Here is a 23,405-nt window from a genome sequence, read left to right on the forward strand (position 1 = left end):
CGATCGAACGGGAGCCGCTAGACCATGAGCCCAACCCAGACCATTCGTAGGTTCGAAGACCACGTCGTGATCGTCACCGGCGCCGGCGGCGGCATCGGTGCCGCGATCAGCGCCCGGTTCGCAGGCGAGGGCGCCCGCGTCCTCGTGTGCGACGCCGACGACGCAGCCGCCAAGGCCGTCGCCGACGAGCTCGCCGGGCGGGGTCTGCTCGCCGAGGCCCGGGTCTTCGACGTCACCGACCCCGACGCGTGCGCGGCACTCGCCGCGGACGTCGTCGAGAGCCACGGCCGGATCGACGTCCTGGCGAACAACGCGGGCATCAACCGCCGCGGCGACCTTCTGTCGCTGACCGAGGACGACTGGTCCGCCACGTTCGCCGTGAACGTCGACGCCCTCTTCCACCTGTGCCGCGCAGTCCTGCCGACGATGATCGGGGCAGGCGGGGGCGCCATCGTCAACACCGCGTCCCAGTGGGGCCTGTACCCCGCCCCGGGGCACGTCGCCTACAACGTCTCCAAGGCCGCCGTGGTCTCCTTCACCCAGAACCTCGCCCGCGACTACGCCCCGCACAACATCCGGGTCAACGCCGTGTGCCCCGGAGAGATTCGCACCCCGATGCTCGAGGCAGGCCTGGCCCGCAAGGGCCTGACGGTCGCCGACCTCGACGCGAAGGTCCCGTTCGGGAGGATCGGGCGACCCGAGGAGGTCGCCGCGCTCGTCGCGTTCCTCGCGTCGGACGAGGCCCCGTTCCTCTGCGGTGCGGCCGTGGAAATCACCGGCGCGCAGGCTGTCTCGTGAGCGCCCTCGCGGCAGGTCCGCTCGCAGGGAAGGCTGTCCTGGTGACCGGTGCGTCCCGGGGTATCGGTGCGGCCACCGCCCGCGTGATCCACCGGGACGGTGGCACCGTCGTCGTGCACTACGCGTCGAATGAGCGCGCGGCGAAGAACCTTGCCGAGGAACTCGGCGGCACCCGGGTGCACCTCGTCCAGGGGGACCTCACCGACCCCGCCGCCACCCGCGACGTGTGGGAGGAGGCGGTGCGTGTGTGCGGGCGGATCGACGTGCTGGTCAACAACGCCGGTGCCTGGATCGCGTCCCCGATCGACGACGAGTCCGAGTGGAACGAGGGGTGGACTCGCAACCTCGCCTTGAACCTCACCGCGCCCGCCGATCTGACCCGGTACGCGATCACGCATTTCCGCGGACACGGCGGCGGCGCCGTGGTCACCGTCGCCAGCCGCTCCTCCCATCGGGGTGACGACGCCGACCATCTGGCGTACGGTGCCGCGAAGGGCGCGATCCTGGCGCTCACCCGAGGTGTCGCCCGCGGCTTCGCCGGCGACGACATCCTCGCGTACGCGGTGGCACCGGGATGGGTGGCCACCGATCTCGCCGACGACGCGGTGACCAGCGGCGCCGCCGCCGCGCTACCCCTCGGCGAGGTCACACCGCCGCAGGACGTGGCCGAGACGATCGCGTTCCTCGCGTCCGGTCGTGCCCGTCACGCGACCGGGGCCACCGTCGACATCACGGGAGCCGACTACGTTCGCTGACGGTCCGGACGCGGACCGGGTTCACAGCGGTGCGGTGATCGGCGCCTCGGGTGCCTCCGTGACGTTCGTGTGCCCGGTCTCGAGGTACTCGGTGACGGCCTGGTCGACGACGGCGTTGCCGCCCTGGATCCCGGCGCCGTGATCTCCACCCCCGACGGTGACGAGGTTCGCCCCCATGTCGTGGGCGAGCCGAACTCCGCCCTGATAGGGCGTCTGCGGGTCGCGCAGTCCCTGCAGGACGAGCGGCGCCGTCGCCAGCCCCCGATTGGTCAACGCGGGCGGCGCGACGACGGGCGGCGCGCCGGCGCAGAACGTTCCGGAGCTGTAGCCGTACCCGATGAGGTCGAAGAGATCTCCGGTGACGAACGTGGAGAACAGCCAGCCGGGGATGCGGTCCGGCCGCGCCGCGACGGTGTTCTCGTTGCACAGCACGAGCGTCTGCATCATCTGGGACTGGAGCAGTCGCGCGTACTCCTGCTCCGTCAGGTCGTTCAGCCCGGCACCCTCGGGGATCGCGCCGGGTCCGTCGCGGACCACCCGGGCCAGGAGCGGCCAGTTGTTCCGGGCGGGAAGCAGTTGCCGTGTCATCACGTAGATGCTGGACGACGTCTGGGTGTGCGACGGATTTGCGATGCCCCGGATGAAGGCCTCGAACTGGACCCGGGCAGGCCCGGTCAGATCGACCCCGCCGCGGTAGGCGTCGGCGAGCGATTCCAGGCCGGGCGGTACGTCACCCACCTGCGCGGGCGGCGGCGCGAGTGTCGGGTTGCCGCCCGCCTCCTCGACGATCCGGTCCGACCACCGCTGGTAGACCTTCAGCGGGGTGTCGCCGAGCCCGTACGTGTCGTCGTGGGCGGCGACCCAGTCCATGAGGTCGTAGAAGCGTTCCTTGTAACCGTCGTTCTGCTGCCACAGCACGTCGTTCCACAGCCACTTCTGGTCGACCGCGGAATCGAGGACCATCCGGCCGGTGTGCTGCGGGAACAGCGTCGCGTAGGTGGATCCGAGGATGGTGCCGTAGGACAGGCCGTAGATGTCGATGACGTCCTCGCCGAGTGCCGCCCGGACCTGCTCCCAGTCCCGCGCGGTGTTCTCGGTCGTCAGGTGCGCCGTGGTGCCCGGCGCCGCGGACTCGCACGCGGCACGCGTTGCGGCGCCGCCGAAGCCGAGGCCCATCGCCGTCGTCTGCTCGGGGGACAGGGCGCAGTCGACGGCACCGGCGTACGGGAGCCCGCGCGGTTGCACACCGATCACGTCCCACTGTGCGCGGACCGCGTCGGGCAGCACGTCGACGAACATGCTGTTCGAGCCGATCGCGTCTCCGCCCGGCCCACCGGGATTGGTGAACAGCACGCCTCGCCGCGCGCCGGGATCCTCGGCGCGGTGGCGGGTGACGAGGACGTCGATCGTGCCGGCGGCCGGATCCGCGTAGTTGCGGGGCACGGTGACCGACCCGCACTGCTCGGACGCCGGATCGAGTTCGTATTCGGCCGGGCAGGGCCCCCAGTCGAGTTCGTCGCTCGGCGCCGGCTGCGCGGCGGCGATCGGTGTGACCCCCGCCGCGACGACGACGCTGATGCCGACGGCCAGGGCCGCTCGTCCGAAGATCCCCCGCATACTCCCGCTGCCCCCTCGTGGTCTCGCGATCGTTCCGCGGCCAGTCTCTCAGATCTCGTCCACCGCAGCGGGATGTGCGACCGCGTCCGTGCGTCAGCCGGCGCCGAGACCGACCACGGCGACCATCAGTGGCAGCAGGACGATGATCAGGATTCCGCCGATGATGTCGAACGTGATCCCGCTTCGGATCATCGTGGTGATCCGTACCGCTCCGGAGCCGTAGACCACGGCGTTCTGCGGCGTCGACACCGGCAGCATGAAGCCGAACGACGCAGCGAACGTGGCCGCGAGGGCCGGGACGAACGGGTTGACCCCGGCCGCGATCGCCACCGGAATCACGATCGGCACCACGACCGCCGCGGACGCCGTGTTGCTCGTCGTCTCCGACACGGCGATGGCGAGGAGCACGGCGAAGATCGTGATGGCGACGACGCTCGTCAGGCCCAGCGAATCGGCGACCGAGGTGCCGATCGTCTCGGCGAGACCGGTGTCGGCGAGCAGCGACCCGAAGATGATGCCGGTTCCGAACAGGACGATCGTGCCCCAGTCGATCTGCGCCGCGTCTCGCCAGCGCAGGGTGAATTCGCGTTGTTTCCAGTCGGTCGGCAGCAGGAACAGCAGCGCCGCCCCGAACACCGCCACCATGCCTTCGTCGAGGCGGTCGCTGATCGTCGCGTAGAGGTCGGAGTCGTTGCCGGTGATCACCGCGACGACGCCGGGCAGGATCCACAGCGACACCGTGACCCCGAACGCGATGAGCGTGTTCTTCTGGGCACGGGACAGGGGGCCCATTTCGGCGCGCTGCTCCGCCAGGTAGTCGGAGACGCCTTCGATGCGCCGGATCTCCGGCTTGTTGAGGCGCAGCAGGATGAAGGTGAGCGCAATGAACATCACCAAGCAGATCGGGACGGCCATGGCCACCCACTGCCCGAAGGTGATCCGCTCCCCGGTGGCCTCCTCGATGAGCCCCCGTCCGATCAGGTTCGGGGGGCTCCCGACCGGCGTCAGCAGGCCGCCCACGCTGGCGCCGTACGCGAGCATCAGCATGATCGCGGCGCCGACGCGGAGCCGCAACGGGTCGAAGTCCGGAGCGACCACACCGCGGTGCTGCATCACCTTGGCGATGACCCCGAGGATGCCCAGGGCCGTGGGCAGCAGCATGGCCACCGTCGCGGTGTTGGACACGAACGCCGACAGCCCGCACGTGATGACGCCGAACGCGACGATGACCCCGGTGGTGGACTGGCCGACCCGGGGCAGCGTCAGGATCCGGAACGCGAACCGCCGCGCCACGCCGTGCTCGAGCATCGCCTGGGCGAGGATGAACGCGCCGATGAACGTGAAGATCGTCGACGAACCGAACGCCGAGAGGACCTCGTCGGCAGGCGCCACCCCCAGAAACACCACGACGGCCACACCGAGCAGCCCGCCGATCGGGATCGGCACCGCCTCGGACACCCACAGCACGATGACGCCGAGCAGCACGCCCGCCAGCGTCTGCTGGTTCGGCGGAATGTCGAGGGGAAGCGCGAGGAATCCGATCGTGATCAGCGGGGCGAGAAAGAGCCCGATCGTGCGGCGGCCCTTCTCGAATCGCTCCTCCGCGGGCGAGAGGTGCTGCTCGCCGAGGCTGCGGTACGTCGAGTGTCCGAGCAACGCCTTGTCGACGTCGGTTCGGTCGCCCTGGTTGTCGGTGGTCATGGCGCCTCCCGCGGCGACGTGGATCGGTACCGAAGTAGTACCCGTCGGGAGGGGCGTTATGCGCTCCGCGCGTCCCGGGCCCGACCACCGCCGACCTCGGATCCGTACAACCTCTGGTCCCTCTCCTCCCCGCAAATCTGGCTCTGGGCGGGCGCTGTTTCCGAGTCGTAAGGTGAGGTGACTCACCAAATGAGTGATGTGGATCACACCTACTCGGTGCCCGCCCTGCACCACTGTCCGGCGACGGGCGGCCGCAGGCAGCCGGCGCGCTCGGTCAACGCCCTCTGGAGGAAATGTGGACAGTACCGTTCCCGAACACACCGACAGTTCCGGTCTCGGAAAAGGCCTGAAACGCCGGCACATGAACCTGATCGCCCTCGGTGGCGTGATCGGTGCCGGCCTGTTCGTGGGCAGCGGCGTCGTCATCGGCGGCGCGGGACCTGCCGCGATCATCTCCTTCCTCATCGCGGGCATCATCACGTTGCTGATCATGCGGATGCTGGCGGAGATGGCGGTGGCCAGGCCGGTGGTCGGATCGTTCTACGTCTACGCCCGCCAGGCGCTGGGGCGTCGGGCCGGGTTCGCGACGGGGTGGATGTACTGGTATTTCTTCGTCATCGTCGTTGCGGTCGAGGCCATCGCCGGCGGCCGGATCCTGCAACTGTGGATCCCGATGGTGCCGCTGTGGATGCTGAGCCTGGGGCTGATGCTGCTGCTGACGGCCACCAACATGGTGTCCGCCCGCTCCTACGGCGAGTTCGAGTACTGGTTCTCCTCGATCAAGGTGGTCGCGATCGTCCTGTTCCTCGGGATGGGCGCCCTCTGGATCACCGGGCTGTGGCCGGATTCGACGCCGGGGCTCGGCAACCTCGTCAGTCACGGCGGATTCACCCCGCTGGGCTGGGGTGCGGTGCTCGCCGCGGTCGTCCCCTGCGTCGCCTTCTACACCGGGGCCGAGATCGTGACGATCGCCGCCGCCGAGTCGGAGGAACCGAAACGTGCTGTCGCCCGGGCCATGCGGTCGATCGTGGCGCGGATCGTGACGTTCTACGTCGGGTCGATTCTCGTGGTCGTCACGATCCAGCCGTGGGACACCGAGAGCGTCGGTGTCAGTCCGTACGCGTCGGTGCTCGAGGTGCTCGGGATTCCCGGCGTCGCCACGATCATGAACTTCATCGTCCTCACCGCGGTACTCTCCTGCCTCAACTCCGCGCTGTACACCACGTCACGAATGTTGTTCGCGCTCACCCGGAACGGGGATGCGCCCAAGTTCTTCACCAAGCTCTCCCGCAACGGCGTGCCGCGTCGCGCGATTCTGCTCGGCACGACCATCGGCTACATCTCCGTCGCCTGCACGTACGTGTGGGGCGACATCGTGTTCAACTTCCTCGTCAACTCCTACGGCGCCGTCGCGCTGTTCGTGTACCTGCTGATCGCCGTCTCCCAGGTGGTGCTCCGCCGGCGCCTCGAGCGCGAAGATCCCGCGGCACTGCAACTCCGGATGTGGTTGTTCCCCTGGCTGAGCTACGCCACCATCGCGCTGATGGCCACGGTCATCCTCGCGATGGCCTTCCTCCCGAGCACCCGCTCGCAGTTCCTCATGAGCGGTCTGACGTTGATCGCCATCCTGATCAGCTACGAGGTGCGCAAGTGGCTCGGCAAGGCAGGTGTCGACGACGAATCGCTCTCCGCCGCTCCCCTGGTCGGTTCGGCGGACGAGTCCGTCTCGCAGGCCGAGAAGCGCATCGAGTCGGTGGAGACGCTCGGCGGCTCGGACATCGAACTGGCCGCGGCGGCGCAACAGGAGCCGAATTCTCATCGCCACCACCGGAGGCAGTCGTGAACACCCCTGCGGTGACCTGATCGAACTGTAACGGCCGATGACGAGATCGTGGAGACGAACCCCGGCCGGCCCGCTCCTGCGGTGCCGGGTGGCGCTCGTCGCGGCAGTGTCTCTGGGTGTGGTGGGTGTGGCGTGCGCGGCCCCCTCGGCGCTGCCCCCACCCCTCGCCGGCGACTATTCGCACTACTCGCTCCCGGACGGTGCCGAGATCCTGCCGCCCACGGCTGTCGTTCCGCCGCCCCCACCGGATCCCTCCTCGTGCGGCGCGCTGTCGAGTCTGCGGCCCGATCCCGGTCTGCGGCCGGAGACGGCGCCGCCGGGGTCGGCGCTGGCCGCGATCGTCGCGCGGGGACGGCTGATCGTCGGAACCGACCAGAACACGAACCTGTTCAGCTTCCGGGACCCGTCGACCGGCACGCTGTCGGGGTTCGACGTAGACCTGGCCCGGGAGATCGCCCGCGACCTCTTCGGCGACCCGGACAAGGTGGAATTCCGTCTGCTGACGTCGGCCGGCCGCTTCGATGCACTGGAACGAAACGACGTGGACCTGGTTGTTCACGCCACCTCCATCACGTGCGAGCGCGCCACCCGGGTCGGATTCTCGTCCGTGTATTTCGAGGCGTTCCAGCGACTGCTCGTACCGGAGGGATCCGGCATCGCCTCTCCCGCGGACCTGGCCGGCAAACGTGTGTGCACCTTCATCGACACCACGTCCCTCGCCACGATCCAGCGGGTGGCACCCGAAGCCACGATCGTGGCTGTCCCCGACTGGGACGATTGCCTGACCACGTTGCAACTGGGCCAGGCAGACGCAGCGACCACCGACAACTCCATCCTCGCCGGCCTTGCAGCGCAGGATCCGAACCTCGAAATCGTCGGCCCGAATCTGGAACTGGAGCCGTACGGCGTCGTCGCGAACAAGAACAACGACGCTCTGGTGCGCTTCGTGAACGGAACCCTGGAACGGATGCGCGAGGACGGGACGTGGAATCGCCTGTACGACCGGTGGTTGGGCCTGCTGGGGCCGACGGCGGGTCCACCGGCGCCGAGTTACCGGGACTGACGGGTCACGGGCCGGTCCTGCGCGGCAGGACCGGACCGCACTCGTCGATCAGCCCAGCAGTTCGGGAATCTTCGCGGCGCTCTCCAGGATGTGCGTGTGAGGCTCGGGGCGCAGCGTCGCGGCGTCGTGGGCGCCGGTCAGAACGCCGACCACGTACCGCGCCCCGGCGTTCGTGCCCGCGCGCAGATCGTTGGGGGTGTCGCCGCCGACCAGGACCTCGTCGACACTCTGCACGCCCGCCAGTTCCATCGCACGGAAGATGAGATACGGCGACGGCCTGCTCATCCGCACCTGATCGCTCGTGATCACACCGTCGATGTCCCGCCCGATCTCCCACCCGACCTGCTCGAGCAGCGGTTCCGCGATCTCGCGTGAATAACCGGTCTGGAGAACGATCTTGATGCCGCGCTCCCGCAGGGTGCCGAACGCGTCGTGGACTCCCGGCAGTGCGGTCGGAGGCGTCTTCCGGTACGCATCGAGAAGCATTGCGGTGAACTCCGATTCGACGGAGTCGAGAACGGCCGTGTCGGCCGGGGCTCCGCTCTCGCGCAGCAGTCCCTCGATGGCCTGCCGCTTGCCCGTGCCCTTCCACCGGTCGAACCGATCGTCCGGAAGCGGCTCGCCGAGGTGCTTCTCGACGGTGTCGCGTAACGCGACGTACACGGCGCCGCCCTCGTCGACGCTCGTGCCGGCAATGTCCAAGGTAACCAGCGAAACCCGGGGTTCGGTCATGGGGGTGACTCCTTCACAGTTGAGCCACTCACAGGCGCGCCTGTCAGTGGGCGATCATCGACAGCACGTCGGCGATGACGTCGCTGTTGGTTCCGTGCGTCAGATCGAGCGTCCGGCAACGGTCGTAGTACGGGCTCAGATCCAGCCCGACGCCCAGGCCGTAGACCTCGACCGCGCGTTCGTCCTCGTGCCGTTCGACCACGACCTGGAGGTGGTGGTCCAGGTAGAACTCGTCGTTGGCCAGCGCGGTGGCGCCGTCCAGTGGGCTGCCGTCCGAGATCACGAACAGCAGCCTCCTGCCCGGGCCGCGGTCGCGCATCCGTGAGCACGCCCAGTCGACGGCCTCGCCGTCGACGCCCTCCTTGAACAGGTCGTCCTTGAGCAGTCCCGCGATGGCGGGACGCGCGCGGCGCCAGGTGGTCTCGGCGTCCTTGAACACCAGCTGCCGGACCTCGTTGAGACGTCCCGGATCGTCCGGACGGCCGGACCGGAGCCAGTCCCTGCGGGCCCGGCCGCCGTTCCACGCGGTGGTGGTGAAGCCGAGGATCTCGCACCGGGCGTCGGCCAGTTCCAGCGCCCGCGCGAACACGTCGACCAGGACGGCGACCGGTTCGCTGAACTTCTTCATCGAACCGGAGCAGTCGATGAGGAACGTCACCGTCGCGTCGTTCCGCGGTTCGGTGCGTTCGGCCCGGAAGAGTCTGCGTTCGGTGGGCGAGGTGACAAGCTGCGCGAGCCGGCGACCGTCGATGTAACCCTCGTCGCGCCCGCCCTCCCAGCCGTCGCGGTCGGGCTCGGACAGCAGGGTCTTCAGCTGCCGTCCGAGCTTTCGGACGTTGAGACGATTGTCTTCGATGCCGACGTCGAGGCGCCGGCGGAAATCCCGGAGCAGTTCGGGCCGGACGAGGGACGTGATCTGCCGGGTCTCGTCGTAGGCGCGGGTGAACACGCGGTACCCGTCCCCGCCGTCACCCAGCGCGCGGCTGTGGCCCGACGCGGCCGTCGCGAATGTGTCATTCTCGTCCGGCTCGAAGTCGAAGAGCAGGGAGAAGGTCGCGGCGCGGTCGTCGCGCCTCGTATCGTCGGACTCGTCCGCGTCCGCGGCCTGCTCCAGTCGTCGGCCGATCACGTCGGCGACGGCCAGCGCATGCACCGCGAAATCCGATTGCGAGTGCCGGGTTCGGCGTAGCTGCGGAAGCTGGTCACCGAGCACGGAGGCGAGGCCGAACCGGGTCGATTCGATCAGATCCTGCGTGGTCTCGGGTATCGGCTCGGCGGTGATCCGTGCCCGGCACATCTGGATCACCGTGAACAGCAGCATGCCGTGCACGGTCTCCGTCAGGCCGGACGCCACGAACTCCTGCGACCACCGCGAGAATCGGTGGGCGAGATTCGCGCGCACCCCGTCCCACGCGCCGGCGGCCAGCGATTCGACGCGGAACTGTTCGAGGGTTTCGAAGATCAGCCGACTCGGCGTGTCCTCCGGGTACAGGCTCCGGTGCAGGGCGGGATCGGTGTGGAGCAGTCGCAGCGCCATGCCGTCGCCCGCACCGCGGAAGGAGGCGACGTCGGCGCGGCCGAACGACGGGTGCAGGTGCGGGGCGGGCATCGGCACCCGCCGATGTCCGCGATGAAGTTCCGTTCCGCGGAAATGCAACTCACCCTGACCGGTCAGAGCGCGGATGCTGCCGGCGCAGAGTTCACGAACCTCCTGCCGACGACGGACCGATTCGGGGCACACGGGCAGTTCTGCCATGACCGCCCGCTCAGGCCGTGCTCGCCGCGAGCATCGCCGACCACTCGGGTTCCTCGTCGAAGCATCGCTGGAAGTACTCGGCGACGATGGGCCGCTCGGCCTCGTCGCACTTGTTGACGAACGACAACCGGAATGCCAGCGCCGGGTCGTGGAAGATCTCGATGTTCTCGGCCCAAGTGATCACCGTGCGCGGCGACATCAGCGTCGACAGGTCGCCGAGCCGGAAACCGTTGCGGGTCAGATTCGCCACGGCCACCATCGACGCGATCAGCGACCGCCCCACGGACGGCACCCGCGCGGACACGATCTCGATCTCCTGTTCCGCGGGGAGATGATCGAGCGTCGCGACGATGTTCCAGCGGTCGATCTGCGCGTGATTGAGCCGCTGCGCACCGTGATACATCCCGTTGAGGTTGCCCAGTCCGACCGTGTTGGCGGTGGCGAACAACCGGAACGCCGGATGCGGAGACAGCACCCGGTTCTGGTCGAGCAGGGTGAGTTTGCCGTCGCGTTCGAGGAGGCGCTGGATGACGAACATGACGTCGGGGCGGCCGGCGTCGTACTCGTCGAGGATGAGGGCGACGGGACGCTGCAGCGCCCAGGGCAGGATGCCTTCCTGGAATTCGGTGACCTGCTTGCCGTCTCGCAACACGACCGCGTCCCTGCCGATCAGGTCCAGCCGGCTGAGGTGGCCGTCGAGGTTGACCCGCACGCACGGCCAGTTGAGCCTCGCCGCGACCTGCTCGATGTGCGTGGATTTGCCGGTGCCGTGCAGTCCCTGCACCATCACCCGGCGGTTACGGTCGAACCCGGCGAGCAGGGCGGTGGTCACCGCGTGATCGAACCGGTACGCGTGGTCGACGTCGGGGACGTGGTCGACCGGTTCCCGGAAGGCCCGAACCGTCAGGTCGGTGTCGAGTCCGAACAGCTCACGCGCGGAGAGCACGTGGCTGGGTGCCGCAGTGGTCATTTCGGGCATGCGCCCTCCTTCAGTTCAGGTCTGCCGTTCCGTCGTCCTGGACCTCGTTCTCGATCTCACCGATGGCGTCGGCGGCCCGCCGCAACGCGGGTAGCAGTTTGAGCGCCTTGTCGGGGGTGAGTCGCATGACCGGGGCCTGGACTGCGATGCAGAGATTGGAATTACCTGTGGCGCAGGGGACGAGCACCGCGGCGCACACGAGGCCGGGCAGGAACTCCTCGTCGTCGATGGCGTAGCCGTCGCGGCGGACCTGCTTGAGTTCGGTCTCGATGAGTTCGACGTCGGTGACCGTCTTGTTGGTGTACCGCTCGAGCGGCATCCGCCCGAGGAGTCGCCGGCGCTGCGCGGGGCTGAGTTGCGACAGGATCATCTTGCCGCTCGCCGAGCAGTGCGCGGGCACCCGCGACCCCGCATGGAGTGTAAACCGAAGGGGTTCGGAGGTTTCCACGCGGTCGAGGTACACCACCTCGCTACCCGACAGGGTGGTGACGTTGCAGCTCTCGCCGAGTTCGGCGACGAGGTTGCGGAGGATGGCGTGCCGCGCCCCGTGGTGGGTGTCGTTGAGCAGCAGGTTCTCGGCGAAGCGGCGCAGGCGCACACCGGTGCCGTAGTGCCTGCCGTTGTTCTGCCGGGTGAGGAGTCCGGCCCCCTCGAGTTGCTGCAGCATGCGGTGCAGGGTCGGCTTGGCCATGCCCGTCTCTTCGACGAGCCCCTGCAACGTGAACAGCTGGTCCTTGGACGCGATCATCTCGAGCAGCGCGAACAGGCGGAGCGTCGGTGTGTCTCCGGGTAGCTCCGTCGTCGGGTGTCCGTTCGACTCGTCGATCCGGTGAATCTCACCCACGGTTCCTCCTAGGCAGAACGGCGACGCATTCGCATCATGTATCGAAAAATCATACATCTGGTTCCGGTTTTAGGAACATTCATTGACGAACCGTGTGACGTGGCCTACTGTCACTGCAGATCACAAAATCACGAACGAAACGTTCCGATTTTTGACATTCTCGGCCGGTTCCGGCGCGCCCCTGAAGGAGGATCACACATGACCAAGAAGAAGAACGGTGCCGATCGCACCGCTGTTTCCGGCGTACAGAAGATGACACCGTCGGAGGCGTTCGTCGAGACGATGGTCGCGAACGGCGTAACCGACATGTTCGGCATCATGGGATCGGCCTTCATGGACGCGATGGACATCTTCGCTCCCGCCGGAATCCGGCTCGTCCCAGTCGTGCACGAGCAGGGCGCCGGACACATGGCTGACGGATATGCCCGGGTCAGCGGACGTCACGGCATGGTCATCGGGCAGAACGGCCCAGGCATCAGCAACTGCGTCACGGCGATCGCCGCCGCATTCTGGGCGCACAGTCCCGTCGTCATCGTCACCCCCGAGGCCGGCACCATGGGAACGGGCCTGGGCGGCTTCCAGGAAGCCAACCAGCTGCCGATGTTCCAGGAGTTCACGAAGTACCAGGGCCACGTCAACAACCCCAAGCGCATGGCCGAGTTCACCGGCCGCTGCTTCGACCGTGCGATGTCCGAGATGGGCCCCACGCAGCTCAACATTCCCCGCGACTTCTTCTACGGCGAAATCGAGACGGAGATCCCGCAGCCCACCCGCCTCGATCGTGGCCCCGGCGGGGAGAAGAGCCTGAACGAGGCGGCGGAACTGCTGGCGCAGGCCAAGTTCCCGGTCATCGTCTCCGGCGGCGGCGTGGTGATGGCCGACGGCGTCGACGAGTGCAAGGCGCTCGCCGAGCGTCTCGGTGCCCCCGTCGTCAACAGCTACCTGCACAACGACTCGTTCCCCGCCAGCCACCCGCTGTGGACCGGACCGCTCGGCTACCAGGGCTCGAAGGCCGCGATGAAGCTGATCAGCCAGGCCGACGTCGTGCTCGCCCTCGGCACCCGCCTCGGCCCCTTCGGCACCCTCCCGCAGCACGGGATGGACTACTGGCCGAAGAACGCCAAGATCATCCAGATCGACGCCGACCACAAGATGCTCGGCCTGGTCAAGAAGGTCTCCGTCGGAATCTGCGGCGACGCGAAGGCCGCTGCCGTCGCGCTCACCGAGCGGCTCGAGGGCAAGGCCCTCGCGTGTGATGCCAACCGAGAGGAGCGCAGCAAGAAGATCGACGCCGAGAAGGCGGCGTGGGAGAAGGAACTCGACGAGTGGACCCACGAGCGCGACCCGTTCAGCCTCGACATGATCGCCGAACAGGAAGGCGAGGACGGCAACTGGCTGCACCCGCGTCAGGTGCTGCGTGAGCTGGAGAAGGCGATGCCGGAGGACGTGATGGTCTCCACCGACATCGGCAACATCAACTCCGTCGCCAACAGCTACCTCCGCTTCGAGAAGCCGCGCAGCTTCCTCGCCCCGATGAGCTTCGGCAACTGCGGTTACGCACTGCCGACCGTCATCGGCGCGAAGGCCGCGGCACCGGAACGGCCCGCCATCGCCTACGCAGGCGACGGCGCCTGGGGCATGAGCCTGGGCGAGGTCATGACGGCCGTCCGGCACGACATCCCCGTCACGGCGGTCGTGTTCCACAACCGGCAGTGGGGCGCGGAGAAGAAGAACCAGGTCGACTTCTACAACCGCCGCTTCGTCGCCGGTGAGCTCGAGAGCGAATCCTTCGCCGGAATCGCGCAGGCGATGGGTGCCGAGGGCATCGTCGTCGACAAACTCGAAGAGGTGGGTCCCGCGCTGCAGCGCGCGGTCGCCGCACAGATGAACGAGGGCAAGACCACGGTCATCGAGATCATGTGCACCCGCGAACTCGGCGACCCCTTCCGCCGCGACGCCCTGTCGAAGCCGGTTCGCCTGCTCGACAAGTACAAGGATTACGTGTAAATCCAACCGCTGCCAGCACGTGGCCTCCGGCGATCACGCCGGGGGCCACGTCCCGTGCGGTCCTGGTACCGACGATTCGACGCGGTCTGGACCTGTCGCTTTACCGCCGCGACCCCCACACTTCTGACGGAGACCACGACGAACGGAAGCGGAGCAACAGGGTATGGCGGCAACGGTGTGGGATCTGTCGCTGCCCGCCCTCCTCTTCGCCCTCGGCATCGTGGTGGCCGGTGGCGTCGTACGCGGCTTCGGGGGTTTCGGTGGTGCGATGGTGTGGGTCGCCGGACTCGTCGTCCTGCTCCCGCCGACGTCCGTGATTCCCACCGTGTTCGTCCTCGAGGTCGTCGCCAGCGCCGCGATGCTGCCCCAGGTGTGGCGACAGGTGCACTGGAAGTCGTTGCGCTGGTTGTTCGCAGGCACCCTGATCGGAATGCCGGTCGGCATGTGGGCGCTCACGCAACTGTCCGGTGACCTGGTGCGCGTACTGCTCGGTGCCGCCATCATCGGATCCGCCGTCGCCATGGCCGCCGTCCCCGACCGGCAGTCGCTGCCGGGCCCCGGTGTCACCGCCGCGACGGGAATGGCGTCCGGACTCCTCAACGGCGGCTTCGCCCTCGGCGGCCCGCCCGCCGTCCTCATGTACTTCTCCGCGTCCACCCACGTGGCCGCCGGACGCGCCTCGCTCGTCGTGTTCTTCCTCGTCATCGACGCCTTCGGCGCGGCGGGATCGGCCGCCGGCGGCCTCCTCACGCTGCCCGTCCTCGCACAGATCGCCCTGTTCACACCGCTCTGCATGCTCGGCGCCGCCGCGGGGAAATGGATGTTCGACCGCACCACCGCCCACCAGGTCCGCCAGCGCGTGCTGTGGCTGCTCGGCTTCCTCGGCGCCGCCGTCCTCGTGCAGGTGGCGTTGCGGTAGAGCTGCTACTCCCCTGCGGTGTCGGAGGTCGTGTCGCCCGAATCGCGGTGGAACAGTCCGAGACTCAGCACCGAGCGCTGCAGGCCGTCGAGGGTTCGGGGATCCCAGCCGGTCAGCTGCTGCCAGCGGTCGAGTCGGTAGGTGATCGAGTTCGCGTGGAGGTGGATGTCCCGGCCGGCCGCGCTGATGGAGAAGCCGTTGCGGGCGAAGGCCGACACCGCCTCGACGAGGTGGGGGTGGTCGGCGGCGACGGTGGCCCCGGGTTCCAACAGCGTGGTGAGTTCGGCGCGATGATCTGCCAGCGTCGCGGCGACCCATTCGTCGGCGAATCGGACCACGGCGCCGGTGGGCGAGGCCAGTTGCAGGACCCGCCGCGCGTCGGTGATGCTCATCGCCGCTCCGGCCAGGCCGGGGCGGTCCAATCCGACACCGACGGTGGTGCCCGGGTGGCTGAGGCGGACCTCGCGGATGATGTCTTCGACCGGTGCGTGCTGGCTCAGGGCGACGATGACGGTGCCGTGCCCGCTGCATTGAGTGGTGCCCGGGATCGTGTCGAGGGTGCGTTGCAGCCGTTCGAGCTGCGCTTCCGACCATTCCTCCGCGGCGACGCACACCGCTCGAAACCCGTGTTGCGGTGTGAACCCGAGCGCCTCCGCCAGCTCGCGCACATCACGGTCGTCTCCGTCGGGGGACCTTGCGAGTGCCTCGAAGAACCGGTACCGCACGCCCGCGCGGATGGTCTGTTCGCTTCGGGTCGCGTCCGTGTGTCCGACGGCGACCGCGCTGGTGGCGGTGTGGACGAGATCCCACATCATGCCGCCTGCACGCAACAGGTCGGTTGTCGGTTCGGCCGCTCTGGCGACCATCGTGTTCCATAGTTCGCGGGACGCGATGTGGTACGTCTCGATGACGTCGGACAGTGGTAATCCCTGCATTGCCCGGCGCCGGCCGAGCTGACGTGAACGCTCGAGGACGTCGTCGGCGAGGGGTTCGCACTCCGCGAGGGCGCGCAACGTCGCCGCGAGCTGCCGGGCGATGTACTCGTGCTGTTCATCGATCGGAACGGCAGCGTACGACTGCAACTCGGCACGGATCTGACGCACCGATCGGTCGGTTACCGACTCGATCTCCTCCGAGACCTGCCGGCACAACCGCTGGATCGTGTCTTCACCCGCGGACTCGGGCACTTTCCCCTCGCATTCCACACTCCCGTGAAATTCACGAACCGCTTCGGCGTTTTCCGGGATTCGCCCATGGCCCGCGGGGAGTGACTCGGACCACACTAGTGCCAGAGTGCACGTCGCCAGGCACCGGACCACACCGCGACGCCGGTCGACGCAGTCAGAATAGGAGCCCAACAATCATGTCCAACGAGGCAAAAAGCGCCTTACTCGCGATAGGTGTCCCGTTCGCCGGGGTTCTGGGCGGCATCGTGGTCCTGTCCGGATCCACGGCCGCGGTCTTCGGAGTTCCGATCCTGTTCGCGTGGTTGTTCCTGTGGATGCCGCTCACCTCGCTGTGCCTCCATCTCGCCTGGAAGCTATTCGACCGCAAAGACTTCGAAGCTGCCGAACGTGCCGAATCCGCCGCTGCGGGCAGTGGGATCGGAGAACAGTCATGACCGCGGCGTTCTTCACGCTCGTGCTGATCCTCGCCCTCGGGGCGGGCGTGCTGTCGCGGCGCGGCAGCAAGAAGGAGATCTCCGACTACCTGGTGGGTGGCCGGTCGTTCGGTCCGCTGCTGGTCTTCATCCTGGGGGCGGGTGAGGCGTACAGCATCGGCACCCTGATCGGGTTCCCCGGCGGCGTGTACGCGCACGGCGCGAGCTACGGCGTCTGGTTCATCGGGTACATCCTGCTGGCCTACCCGATCGGGTACTTCTTCGCGCCCTACCTGTGGCGGGCGGGCAAGCGGTACGGCGCCATGACGTTGCCCGATGTGGCCGGACGCCACTTCCGGTCGCGGGGACTGGAATTGACGATCGCTATAGCGTCGGTCGTATTCCTCATCCCGTGGGGGCAGCTTCAGCTCGCCGGTCTGCAGATCGCGCTCACCGGGCTGGGGATCTCCATCGATCCCACCGTCGCGGTGTTCGCGGGAGCGGCACTCGCGCTGCTGTTCCTCATGCTGTCCGGGGTGCGCGCCCCCGCATTCGTGTCCTACGTCAAGGACACCGCCCTGCTGCTCGGCGCCGTCCTGATCGGACTGGCGGCAGTGATCGAGACCGGTGGCACCGAGAAGCTGTTCGCCGCGGCGGCAGCCAGTGGTGGCGGCTCGGCCTCGCACTCCACGGTCACCGGGTCGTCGCTGACGTTCGTCCTGACGACCATCGTGTTCCAATCGGTGGGGTTCTTCATCTTCCCGATCATCGTGCAGGCCGTGCTCGCGGCGAAGTCCGAGGCGACGATCAAGCGGGTCGCCAAGTTCAATCCCCTGTACATGCTCATGTACCCGTTCCTCGTCGCCGCCGCCTTCGGGGCGATCACGCTGCTGCCGACCAAGCTCGAGGGCACGGAATCCGACCAGGTGCTCCTGCAGTTGTCGCGACAACTGTTGCCCGAGTGGCTGACCGGCGTCGTCGCGGGCGGCGCGGCCCTCTGCGCGATCGTGGTGCTGTGCGGGGCGGCCCTCGGTATCGGTGCGATCGTGTCGCGCAACATCATTCCCGGGATCCCCGAATCCCGCCAACGGATCTGGGTACGCGGAGTCGTCGTGGCGTATCTGGCGATCTCGCTCCTGCTCACCCTCGCGACCCCTCAGCTCCTGCTGACCCTGGTCAACACCGCGTACTACGGCGTCACACAGGCCGCCGTGGTGTTCGCGACGATGGTCTTCGGCTGGAAACTGCGCCCCTCCGCCCTCGCGATGGGCGTGGTGCTCGGTGACGTCGTGGTGCTGTGGCTGTATCTCGACAAGCACGGCCCCGTGTCCGTGTGGCTCGCCGAGCACGGTGTCAACCTCGGCGCGGCCGCACTGGTCCTCAACATCCTGTTCGTGGTGGCGACGCGGTTGTTCTGGCCGGCCACCGACCCCGTCCGCGGCCTTCGCACCGAAGGTCGCACACCCGCCGCCGTGAAATCCACGGCCACTCCCAGCCAAGTAGGTGCCTGAATGTCCCGAACACTGCTCACCGCCGATGCGATCCACACCCAGGACCCGTCGTCGCCGACCGTCGAAGCGCTGGTCATAGCCGGCGACCGCGTGCTCGCGACCGGCACCAGGAAGGACATGGCCGACTGCGCCGGGATCGGCGCCCGCCGCGTCGACCTGCCCGGCGCCACGGTGATCCCGGGACTCATCGAGTCGCACATCCACCCCACGTACGCCGGTCTCACCGACGGTTGGGCGGACTGCCGGACGCCACCGTGCCGGTCGATCGCCGACATTCAGCAGGCGCTGCGTGCCTCGGCCGGCGGCAGCGGCTGGATCCGGGGGTGGGGTTACGACGACACCCAGATCGCCGAGGGACGGCACCCGACGCGGACGGATCTCGACGCGGTCAGCATCGACAGGCCGGTCATCGTGCTGCACATCTGCGGGCACTTCGCCGTCGCCAACACCGCCGCACTCGCGGCGGCGGGCATCGACGAGTCGACGGTGCCGATGGACGACCCGCTCTTCCCCCGCGGGGACGACGGCCGGCTGACCGGGATGGCGTGGGAAATCGATGCGGTGTCGAGGCTCACCGCGGCGGTTCCCGCGCTGACCGAGCAGGAGGTCAACGGTGCCTTGCTCCGCAGCCTGCTGTCGGCGCGGGCACGGGGAATCACCACGATCCACGATCTCGGGGTGGGTCTGTCGGCGGGCGAGCAGGAGCTGGCCGCCTACCGCTCACTGGACGTATCGGGTGAGCTACCGGTCCACGTCGTCGGGTTCCTCCGCGGCGACCTCGCGCTGCAGGCCGTCGACGACCGGGGAGTCACGTTCGAGCACGCACCCGCGGCCGGAGCGCACTTCCGGCTGGCCGGCGCGAAATTCTGGGCCGACGGATCGATCCAGGGACTGTCCGCCGCACTCCGCGCCCCGTACGCCTGCGACCCCGGTCATCACGGCGACCTGCTCTACCCGCAGGAGCAACTCGACGAGATGATCCTGCGGGTGCACCGCGCGGGTGGTCAGGTCGCCGTGCACGCCAACGGCGACGCCGCCGTCGGCGCCGCGATCACGTCGCTGCGGCGGGCGCAGGCCACCGACGGCCGGGTGGGACGGCACCGCATCGAACACTGCCAGGTGAGCGCACCGAGCGACCTGGCCGCGATCCGGGAAGCCGAACTCGGGGTGAGTTTCTTCGTCAACCACGTCTTCTACTGGGGCGATCGCCACCGCGACCGCTTCCTCGGCGCCGAGCGGGCCGCCGACATGGATCCCCTGGCCTGCGCCGACGAACTGGGTCTGCGATTCGGGCTGCATTCGGACTGTCCGATCACGCCGATGGACCCGCTGGCGACCATCCGCACCGCGGTCACCCGGATGACACAGGGCGGCACCGTGCTCGGCGGGAACCAGCGGATCGGAGTGGATCGCGCGATCCGGGCCATGACCGTCGACAGCGCGTACCTGGTCCACGACGAGACTCGCGTCGGCAGCCTGACCGCCGGCCGTCGCGCGGACCTGGTGGCGTTCGACGGCAGCCTCGGCGATCTCGGAGACGGCACCGTCGACATACCCCGTCCGGCAATGGTGATGATCGACGGAGAAGCGGCAGACATGCACCCAGCCCGGGTGTAAGTGATTCAGCTGCAATGGAACTGGAACCCGTCCTCGCCGATCAGGTGAGGGCGGGTTCCCGTTGCCGGCGGAAGCTCCGGGAGCTCCCGGAGGCACTGAGCGGCGACTGGGCGGCGGAAATGAAGTACGACGGGTGCCGCCTCTCGGCGGCGGTCAGGGGCCGGTCACCTACCTTCCGTTCGACGTTCTCTCTGCCGACGGTTCCGATTTGATGGCGGCGCCGTATCTGGAGCGCCGTGCAGCTCTCTCCGACCTCGGTCACGCGCTGCCCGGGGTCGGCGTGCCCGTGCAGATCTTGCCGCACTGGGAAGGAGCGGACGGTGCCGTCATTCTGGAGGCCGCCAGAAATTCCGGGATGGAGGGCGCGGTTTTCACACGGGTGGGGTCGCCCTATCCGCCGGGTCAGCGCACTCGGTCGTGGCGGAAGGTTCTCCTTCGCACGAGGAGCTCTTGCTTGATTGTTGGTTGGATCGCGGGCGGGGGTGCGCAGCGGAACATGGTCGGCTCCCTCGTCCTCGGAGCATGCGATGACCAGGGCGTTCTTCGCTACGTGGCAATGGCGGGACTGGGCTCACGATGGCGGTGCGCCGCCAGCTGAAGGAGAAGCAGGCCACGCTCGAACGCCGCACCAGCCCGCTCGGAACCGATGCCGCGGCAGCGGAGGCCACGGGATCGTGCGCTGGGTCGAACCGGCGATTGTGGTGGACGTCGTTATCTGCGCACACGCCTGTCTCACTGCCCTTGAGCTGAGCATCTCTAAAGCAGTGCGCTCTGATTGACTTGTTGAACACAACACGCTCATGGGGTGCGGGTGGCTGTCGTATAAACACTTATGCAGCACCTTGGTGAAATCGCAGGTAAGCCCGATTTTCGCTCTGCAGGGCGAGCTGGGCGGACGCCGACCTCTTCCGGATCCGGTAAGCCGAGAGACCCTGTCTCTGGACTAATTGCCGATTCTCGGGTCGTCACCCTTCAGTGCCACAGCGTGGCGGCGACGACTGCTTCGGTAGCGGGGGCGCCGGGAAGGCCGGGCTCGCTGCGGGAGAATCGCGGCGCGGGCCGGTGCTGGGTGACCCCGTCCAGTTCGATGAGGGAGCCGCGGGCTGCGATGTGCGGGTTCCGCGGTGCCTCGGCGAAGGTCAGCACCGGTGTGGCGCAGGCGTCGGTGCCGTCGAAGATCGCCGCCCACTCGTCGCGGGTCCTGGTGAGGAACACCTCGGCGAACAGTTTCTGCACCTGCGGCCAGCCGCTCCGGTCGTTCTGGGCCGGCAGGTCGGCCGGGTCCAGACCCAGGCCCTCCAGCAGCAGTGCGTAGAACTGCGGCTCCACCGCACCGACGGCCATGTACCGGCCGTCCGCGGTCTCGTAGGTGTCGTAGTACGGTGCACCGGTGTCGAGCATGTTCACCCCGCGCTCGTCCGACCACCGGCCCATGCCGCGGAAGCTCCACATCATGTGCGACAACGCCAGGGTGCCGTCGACCATGGCCGCGTCGACGACCTGACCCTTGCCTGATGTGTGCCGTTCGATCAGCGCAGCGAGGATGCCGAACACCAGGAACATCGAGCCGCCGCCGAAATCGCCGACCATGTTCAGCGGCGGCACCGGGCGCTCCCCCTTCCTGCCGATCGCGTGCAGCACACCGGTCAGCGAGATGTAGTTGATGTCGTGGCCGGCCGCCTGCGCGAGCGGACCTGCCTGTCCCCAGCCGGTCATCCGGCCGTAGACCAGGCGCGGATTGTGCGCCAGTGCGACGTCCGGTCCCAGGCCCAAGCGCTCGGTGACGCCGGGGCGGAAGCCTTCGATGAGCACGTCTGCCCGCTCGATGAGGCCGAGGACGAGCTCGATCCCGGCAGGATCTTTGAGGTTCGCTTCCACGACGCGGCGGCCGCGCTGGGTCTGGTCGCGGCGCTGCCCGACAGTCGGCAGCAGACCGGCCCGTTGTACGCGGACCACGTCCGCGCCGAGGTCGGCGAGCAACGTCGCAGCGTGCGGGCCGGGACCGATGCCCGCGAGTTCGACGATGCGAACACCGATGAGAGGTCCGTTTCCGGTGGTGGTCGCCATGAATGCTTCCTCTGCTTCTCTGGGGATGGAATCTGTTGTGGTGCGCTAAATGTTCAGCGAACGGTGGGGGTTGCGTGAGGGCAAGGGGTGGTCACGGAGTTCCTGCCCGGTCGTTTTCGGCAAACATCGCGCGGGGTGGATCTTCGGATCGGGAGGATCCGAAGATCCGTGAGAAGTGCGATGACGGCGCAGACGAGGTTGATGATGCCGAGGATTTGGAAGGCCGAGGCGTAGCCGGTTGCAGCGTCTGGTGCCGCATCGACGAGTCGTCCCATGAGGTAGGGGGCGAAGAGGCCGCCGAGGGACATGATGGCCAGGAAGATACCCAGTGCACCGGCAACCTGCCGTGGTGGACAGATTTCGGACAGTCCCGAGTTCAGCAGGGGGAAGGCGATGGCGCCGAGTCCATAGCCGAGGGAAACCAGGACGACGGCGATGACCGGGGTGTGGATGTAGGGCAGCGTGACCAGTGCCAGCCCGCACAGGAGGATCCCGATGCTCGGCACGATTCCCCGGATGACGCGTGAGCTGGCGCCTCGGACGAGGAGTCGGTCGCCGATGGACGTGGTCAGCAGCAGGATCACGAACACGGCAATGCTGGGAATGCCGAACATGGCGCCGGCCTGGACCCGCGTGTACCCCAGTCCGACTTCGAAGTATGAGGGCAGCCAGGTGAGGATGACGGTGGAGACGGCATACATGGAGAAGACTGCCGCAGCGCCGCCCAGGAATGTCGGTGTCCGGAAAATTGTGACCCACGGGACGCGCGTGGTGGTGGTGTCCGGGGTGGCGGCGTCGTTCGCGGGATCGTCGGCCGCGGAAGAGCGTCCCCCGTAGGGGCCTTCTCTCCAGAGAAGCAGCCAGGCACCACACCAGATGACGCCGACGGCAGCAAGGGTGAGGACCGCTGCGCGCCAGCCCCAGTTGGTTGCGACCACTGCGAGCGCGGGAGCGAACAGGACCTTCGCCAGTGAACCCGACACACTGATACATGCCGAGGGGAACGACCGCTTCTCGGTGGGGTGCCACGAGTACACGCCGGTGTGGACGAGGGCGCTTGACGGTCCTTCGGTCAAGCCGAGGAACATTCGGCTGATCAGCACCATCGCGAAGCCGGCCACCACGACGAGCGGAACCATCGACACGGCCCAACCGACGGACAGCAGTACCAGGGCCCAGCGCAGTGACATCCACTTGTTGAGCAGGCCGGCGAACAATCCGCCGATGGTGAAGGTGAGGAAGAAAGCGCTGCCGATCAGACCGATCTGGGCGGAAGTGAGCCCGAATTCCTTGGCGACCGGTTGTGCGATGATCCCGAACACGGCCTTGTCGGCCCAGTTGATCATGTACAGAAACATCAATAACCCGGTGAAACCCCAGGCCTTGCCGCGGGACTCATCTCCCGGCCGCAGGACGGCGGGTCTAACGCGGATTCCCGCAAGGTCGTCATGGGCGATCAGGCTGGCGTTGGCTGGGATCGGGTAGTGCCCGATTGGCTTTGTCTCTCTGCGGCTTCGGCTTCTGAGGTAATTACTTCCAGCGCCGGCTGGGGTAGGTTTCGCTGCCTGTCGCAGCTTGTATCCGTATCACGTTGTG

The 23,405-nt window shown here is 67.9% G+C and carries 19 protein-coding genes; 10 read left to right on the plus strand and 9 right to left on the minus strand.

The annotated features are described in order from the left end of the window. Positions 1-24 precede the first annotated feature (24 nt). Both AC1DWT_RS10280 and AC1DWT_RS10285 read left to right on the plus strand, forming a co-directional pair. Complete coding sequence (locus AC1DWT_RS10280) at positions 25-798, plus strand: SDR family NAD(P)-dependent oxidoreductase (protein ID WP_206014090.1); 774 nt, start codon at positions 25-27, stop codon at positions 796-798. Beyond that, a complete protein-coding gene (locus tag AC1DWT_RS10285; protein ID WP_206014089.1) occupies positions 795-1,553 on the plus strand; it encodes an SDR family NAD(P)-dependent oxidoreductase in 759 nt (252 codons plus the stop codon). The genes AC1DWT_RS10280 and AC1DWT_RS10285 overlap by 4 nt, the downstream gene beginning before the upstream one ends. Before the next feature lie 21 nt (positions 1,554-1,574). Here the strand turns inward: AC1DWT_RS10285 and AC1DWT_RS10290 are convergent, their stop codons facing one another. Beyond that, positions 1,575-3,170, minus strand: a complete 1,596-nt coding sequence (locus AC1DWT_RS10290; RefSeq protein WP_241031409.1) for an alpha/beta fold hydrolase — start codon at positions 3,168-3,170, stop codon at positions 1,575-1,577. Between the two features lie 93 nt (positions 3,171-3,263). After that, a complete protein-coding gene (locus AC1DWT_RS10295; RefSeq protein WP_206014088.1) occupies positions 3,264-4,871 on the minus strand; it encodes an SLC13 family permease in 1,608 nt (535 codons plus the stop codon). A gap of 295 nt (positions 4,872-5,166) precedes the next feature. On the opposite strand from AC1DWT_RS10295, the gene AC1DWT_RS10300 reads away from it, so the two are divergent. Both AC1DWT_RS10300 and AC1DWT_RS10305 read left to right on the plus strand, forming a co-directional pair. Continuing rightward, the gene (locus tag AC1DWT_RS10300) at positions 5,167-6,714 is read left to right on the plus strand and encodes an amino acid permease (RefSeq protein WP_206014087.1); all 1,548 of its coding nucleotides are present in this window, start codon (positions 5,167-5,169) and stop codon (positions 6,712-6,714) included. Between the two features lie 37 nt (positions 6,715-6,751). Next, the gene (locus AC1DWT_RS10305) at positions 6,752-7,777 is read left to right on the plus strand and encodes a glutamate ABC transporter substrate-binding protein (RefSeq protein ID WP_206014086.1); all 1,026 of its coding nucleotides are present in this window, start codon (positions 6,752-6,754) and stop codon (positions 7,775-7,777) included. Between the two features lie 48 nt (positions 7,778-7,825). Here the strand turns inward: AC1DWT_RS10305 and AC1DWT_RS10310 are convergent, their stop codons facing one another. Genes AC1DWT_RS10310 through AC1DWT_RS10325 form a run of 4 tightly spaced genes read right to left on the minus strand, consistent with a single transcriptional unit; the run spans position 7,826 to position 12,088 of the window. After that, a complete protein-coding gene (locus tag AC1DWT_RS10310) occupies positions 7,826-8,509 on the minus strand; it encodes a phosphonatase-like hydrolase (protein ID WP_206014085.1) in 684 nt (227 codons plus the stop codon). A 43-nt stretch (positions 8,510-8,552) separates the two neighbouring features. After that, positions 8,553-10,265: a cobaltochelatase CobT-related protein gene (locus AC1DWT_RS10315; protein ID WP_206014084.1), complete on the minus strand. Its 1,713-nt coding sequence runs from the start codon at positions 10,263-10,265 to the stop codon at positions 8,553-8,555. A gap of 10 nt (positions 10,266-10,275) precedes the next feature. Next, complete coding sequence (locus AC1DWT_RS10320; protein WP_072942491.1) at positions 10,276-11,244, minus strand: AAA family ATPase; 969 nt, start codon at positions 11,242-11,244, stop codon at positions 10,276-10,278. A gap of 10 nt (positions 11,245-11,254) precedes the next feature. After that, positions 11,255-12,088 carry an IclR family transcriptional regulator gene (locus AC1DWT_RS10325; protein WP_072942490.1) on the minus strand — a complete coding sequence of 278 codons (834 nt, stop codon included), beginning with the start codon at positions 12,086-12,088 and terminating at the stop codon, positions 11,255-11,257. A gap of 198 nt (positions 12,089-12,286) precedes the next feature. On the opposite strand from AC1DWT_RS10325, the gene xsc reads away from it, so the two are divergent. Both xsc and AC1DWT_RS10335 read left to right on the plus strand, forming a co-directional pair. Continuing rightward, the gene (xsc, locus tag AC1DWT_RS10330) at positions 12,287-14,095 is read left to right on the plus strand and encodes a sulfoacetaldehyde acetyltransferase (RefSeq protein WP_095865371.1); all 1,809 of its coding nucleotides are present in this window, start codon (positions 12,287-12,289) and stop codon (positions 14,093-14,095) included. Positions 14,096-14,258: 163 nt separating this feature from the next. Further along, entirely contained in the window at positions 14,259-15,014 is a 756-nt protein-coding gene (locus AC1DWT_RS10335; protein WP_095865370.1) for a sulfite exporter TauE/SafE family protein, read from the plus strand. A 5-nt stretch (positions 15,015-15,019) separates the two neighbouring features. Here AC1DWT_RS10335 and AC1DWT_RS10340 read toward each other — a convergent pair whose 3' ends face one another. Next, a complete protein-coding gene (locus AC1DWT_RS10340; protein ID WP_206014083.1) occupies positions 15,020-16,201 on the minus strand; it encodes a PucR family transcriptional regulator in 1,182 nt (393 codons plus the stop codon). A 176-nt stretch (positions 16,202-16,377) separates the two neighbouring features. Between AC1DWT_RS10340 and AC1DWT_RS10345 the strand changes: the two genes are divergently transcribed. The 4 genes from AC1DWT_RS10345 to AC1DWT_RS10360 all read left to right on the plus strand — a co-directional run bounded on the left by AC1DWT_RS10345 (position 16,378) and on the right by AC1DWT_RS10360 (position 20,340). Continuing rightward, a complete protein-coding gene (locus AC1DWT_RS10345; protein ID WP_072942478.1) occupies positions 16,378-16,635 on the plus strand; it encodes a DUF3311 domain-containing protein in 258 nt (85 codons plus the stop codon). Beyond that, a complete protein-coding gene (locus AC1DWT_RS10350; protein ID WP_206014082.1) occupies positions 16,632-18,125 on the plus strand; it encodes a sodium:solute symporter family protein in 1,494 nt (497 codons plus the stop codon). The genes AC1DWT_RS10345 and AC1DWT_RS10350 overlap by 4 nt, the downstream gene beginning before the upstream one ends. Beyond that, positions 18,126-19,742, plus strand: coding sequence for an amidohydrolase (locus AC1DWT_RS10355; RefSeq protein ID WP_206014081.1), 1,617 nt, complete (start codon positions 18,126-18,128; stop codon positions 19,740-19,742). It abuts the gene before it with no gap. Positions 19,743-19,953: 211 nt separating this feature from the next. Next, a complete protein-coding gene (locus AC1DWT_RS10360) occupies positions 19,954-20,340 on the plus strand; it encodes a hypothetical protein (protein WP_257890969.1) in 387 nt (128 codons plus the stop codon). 374 nt (positions 20,341-20,714) lie between these two features. On the opposite strand, the gene AC1DWT_RS10365 is transcribed toward AC1DWT_RS10360, so the two are convergent. Further along, positions 20,715-21,809, minus strand: coding sequence for a CaiB/BaiF CoA transferase family protein (locus AC1DWT_RS10365; RefSeq protein WP_206014080.1), 1,095 nt, complete (start codon positions 21,807-21,809; stop codon positions 20,715-20,717). 53 nt (positions 21,810-21,862) lie between these two features. Beyond that, the gene (locus AC1DWT_RS10370; protein ID WP_477920408.1) at positions 21,863-23,167 is read right to left on the minus strand and encodes an MFS transporter; all 1,305 of its coding nucleotides are present in this window, start codon (positions 23,165-23,167) and stop codon (positions 21,863-21,865) included. Between the last annotated feature and the right edge of the window lie 238 nt (positions 23,168-23,405).

Source organism: Rhodococcus sp. P4_B6, from assembly GCF_056402215.1.

Coding starts and splice junctions, on each gene's coding strand:
- AC1DWT_RS10295 (WP_206014088.1), bottom strand. CDS start 4,871: ATGACCACCGACAACCAGGGCGACCGAACCGACGTCGACAAGGCGTTG.
- AC1DWT_RS10320 (WP_072942491.1), bottom strand. CDS start 11,244: ATGCCCGAAATGACCACTGCGGCACCCAGCCACGTGCTCTCCGCGCGT.
- AC1DWT_RS10350 (WP_206014082.1), top strand. CDS start 16,632: ATGACCGCGGCGTTCTTCACGCTCGTGCTGATCCTCGCCCTCGGGGCG.
- AC1DWT_RS10335 (WP_095865370.1), top strand. CDS start 14,259: ATGGCGGCAACGGTGTGGGATCTGTCGCTGCCCGCCCTCCTCTTCGCC.
- AC1DWT_RS10355 (WP_206014081.1), top strand. CDS start 18,126: ATGTCCCGAACACTGCTCACCGCCGATGCGATCCACACCCAGGACCCG.
- AC1DWT_RS10345 (WP_072942478.1), top strand. CDS start 16,378: ATGTCCAACGAGGCAAAAAGCGCCTTACTCGCGATAGGTGTCCCGTTC.
- AC1DWT_RS10305 (WP_206014086.1), top strand. CDS start 6,752: ATGACGAGATCGTGGAGACGAACCCCGGCCGGCCCGCTCCTGCGGTGC.
- AC1DWT_RS10280 (WP_206014090.1), top strand. CDS start 25: ATGAGCCCAACCCAGACCATTCGTAGGTTCGAAGACCACGTCGTGATC.
- AC1DWT_RS10315 (WP_206014084.1), bottom strand. CDS start 10,265: ATGGCAGAACTGCCCGTGTGCCCCGAATCGGTCCGTCGTCGGCAGGAG.
- xsc (WP_095865371.1), top strand. CDS start 12,287: ATGACCAAGAAGAAGAACGGTGCCGATCGCACCGCTGTTTCCGGCGTA.
- AC1DWT_RS10370 (WP_477920408.1), bottom strand. CDS start 23,167: ATGTTTCTGTACATGATCAACTGGGCCGACAAGGCCGTGTTCGGGATC.
- AC1DWT_RS10360 (WP_257890969.1), top strand. CDS start 19,954: ATGGCGGCGCCGTATCTGGAGCGCCGTGCAGCTCTCTCCGACCTCGGT.
- AC1DWT_RS10290 (WP_241031409.1), bottom strand. CDS start 3,170: ATGCGGGGGATCTTCGGACGAGCGGCCCTGGCCGTCGGCATCAGCGTC.
- AC1DWT_RS10310 (WP_206014085.1), bottom strand. CDS start 8,509: ATGACCGAACCCCGGGTTTCGCTGGTTACCTTGGACATTGCCGGCACG.
- AC1DWT_RS10365 (WP_206014080.1), bottom strand. CDS start 21,809: ATGGCGACCACCACCGGAAACGGACCTCTCATCGGTGTTCGCATCGTC.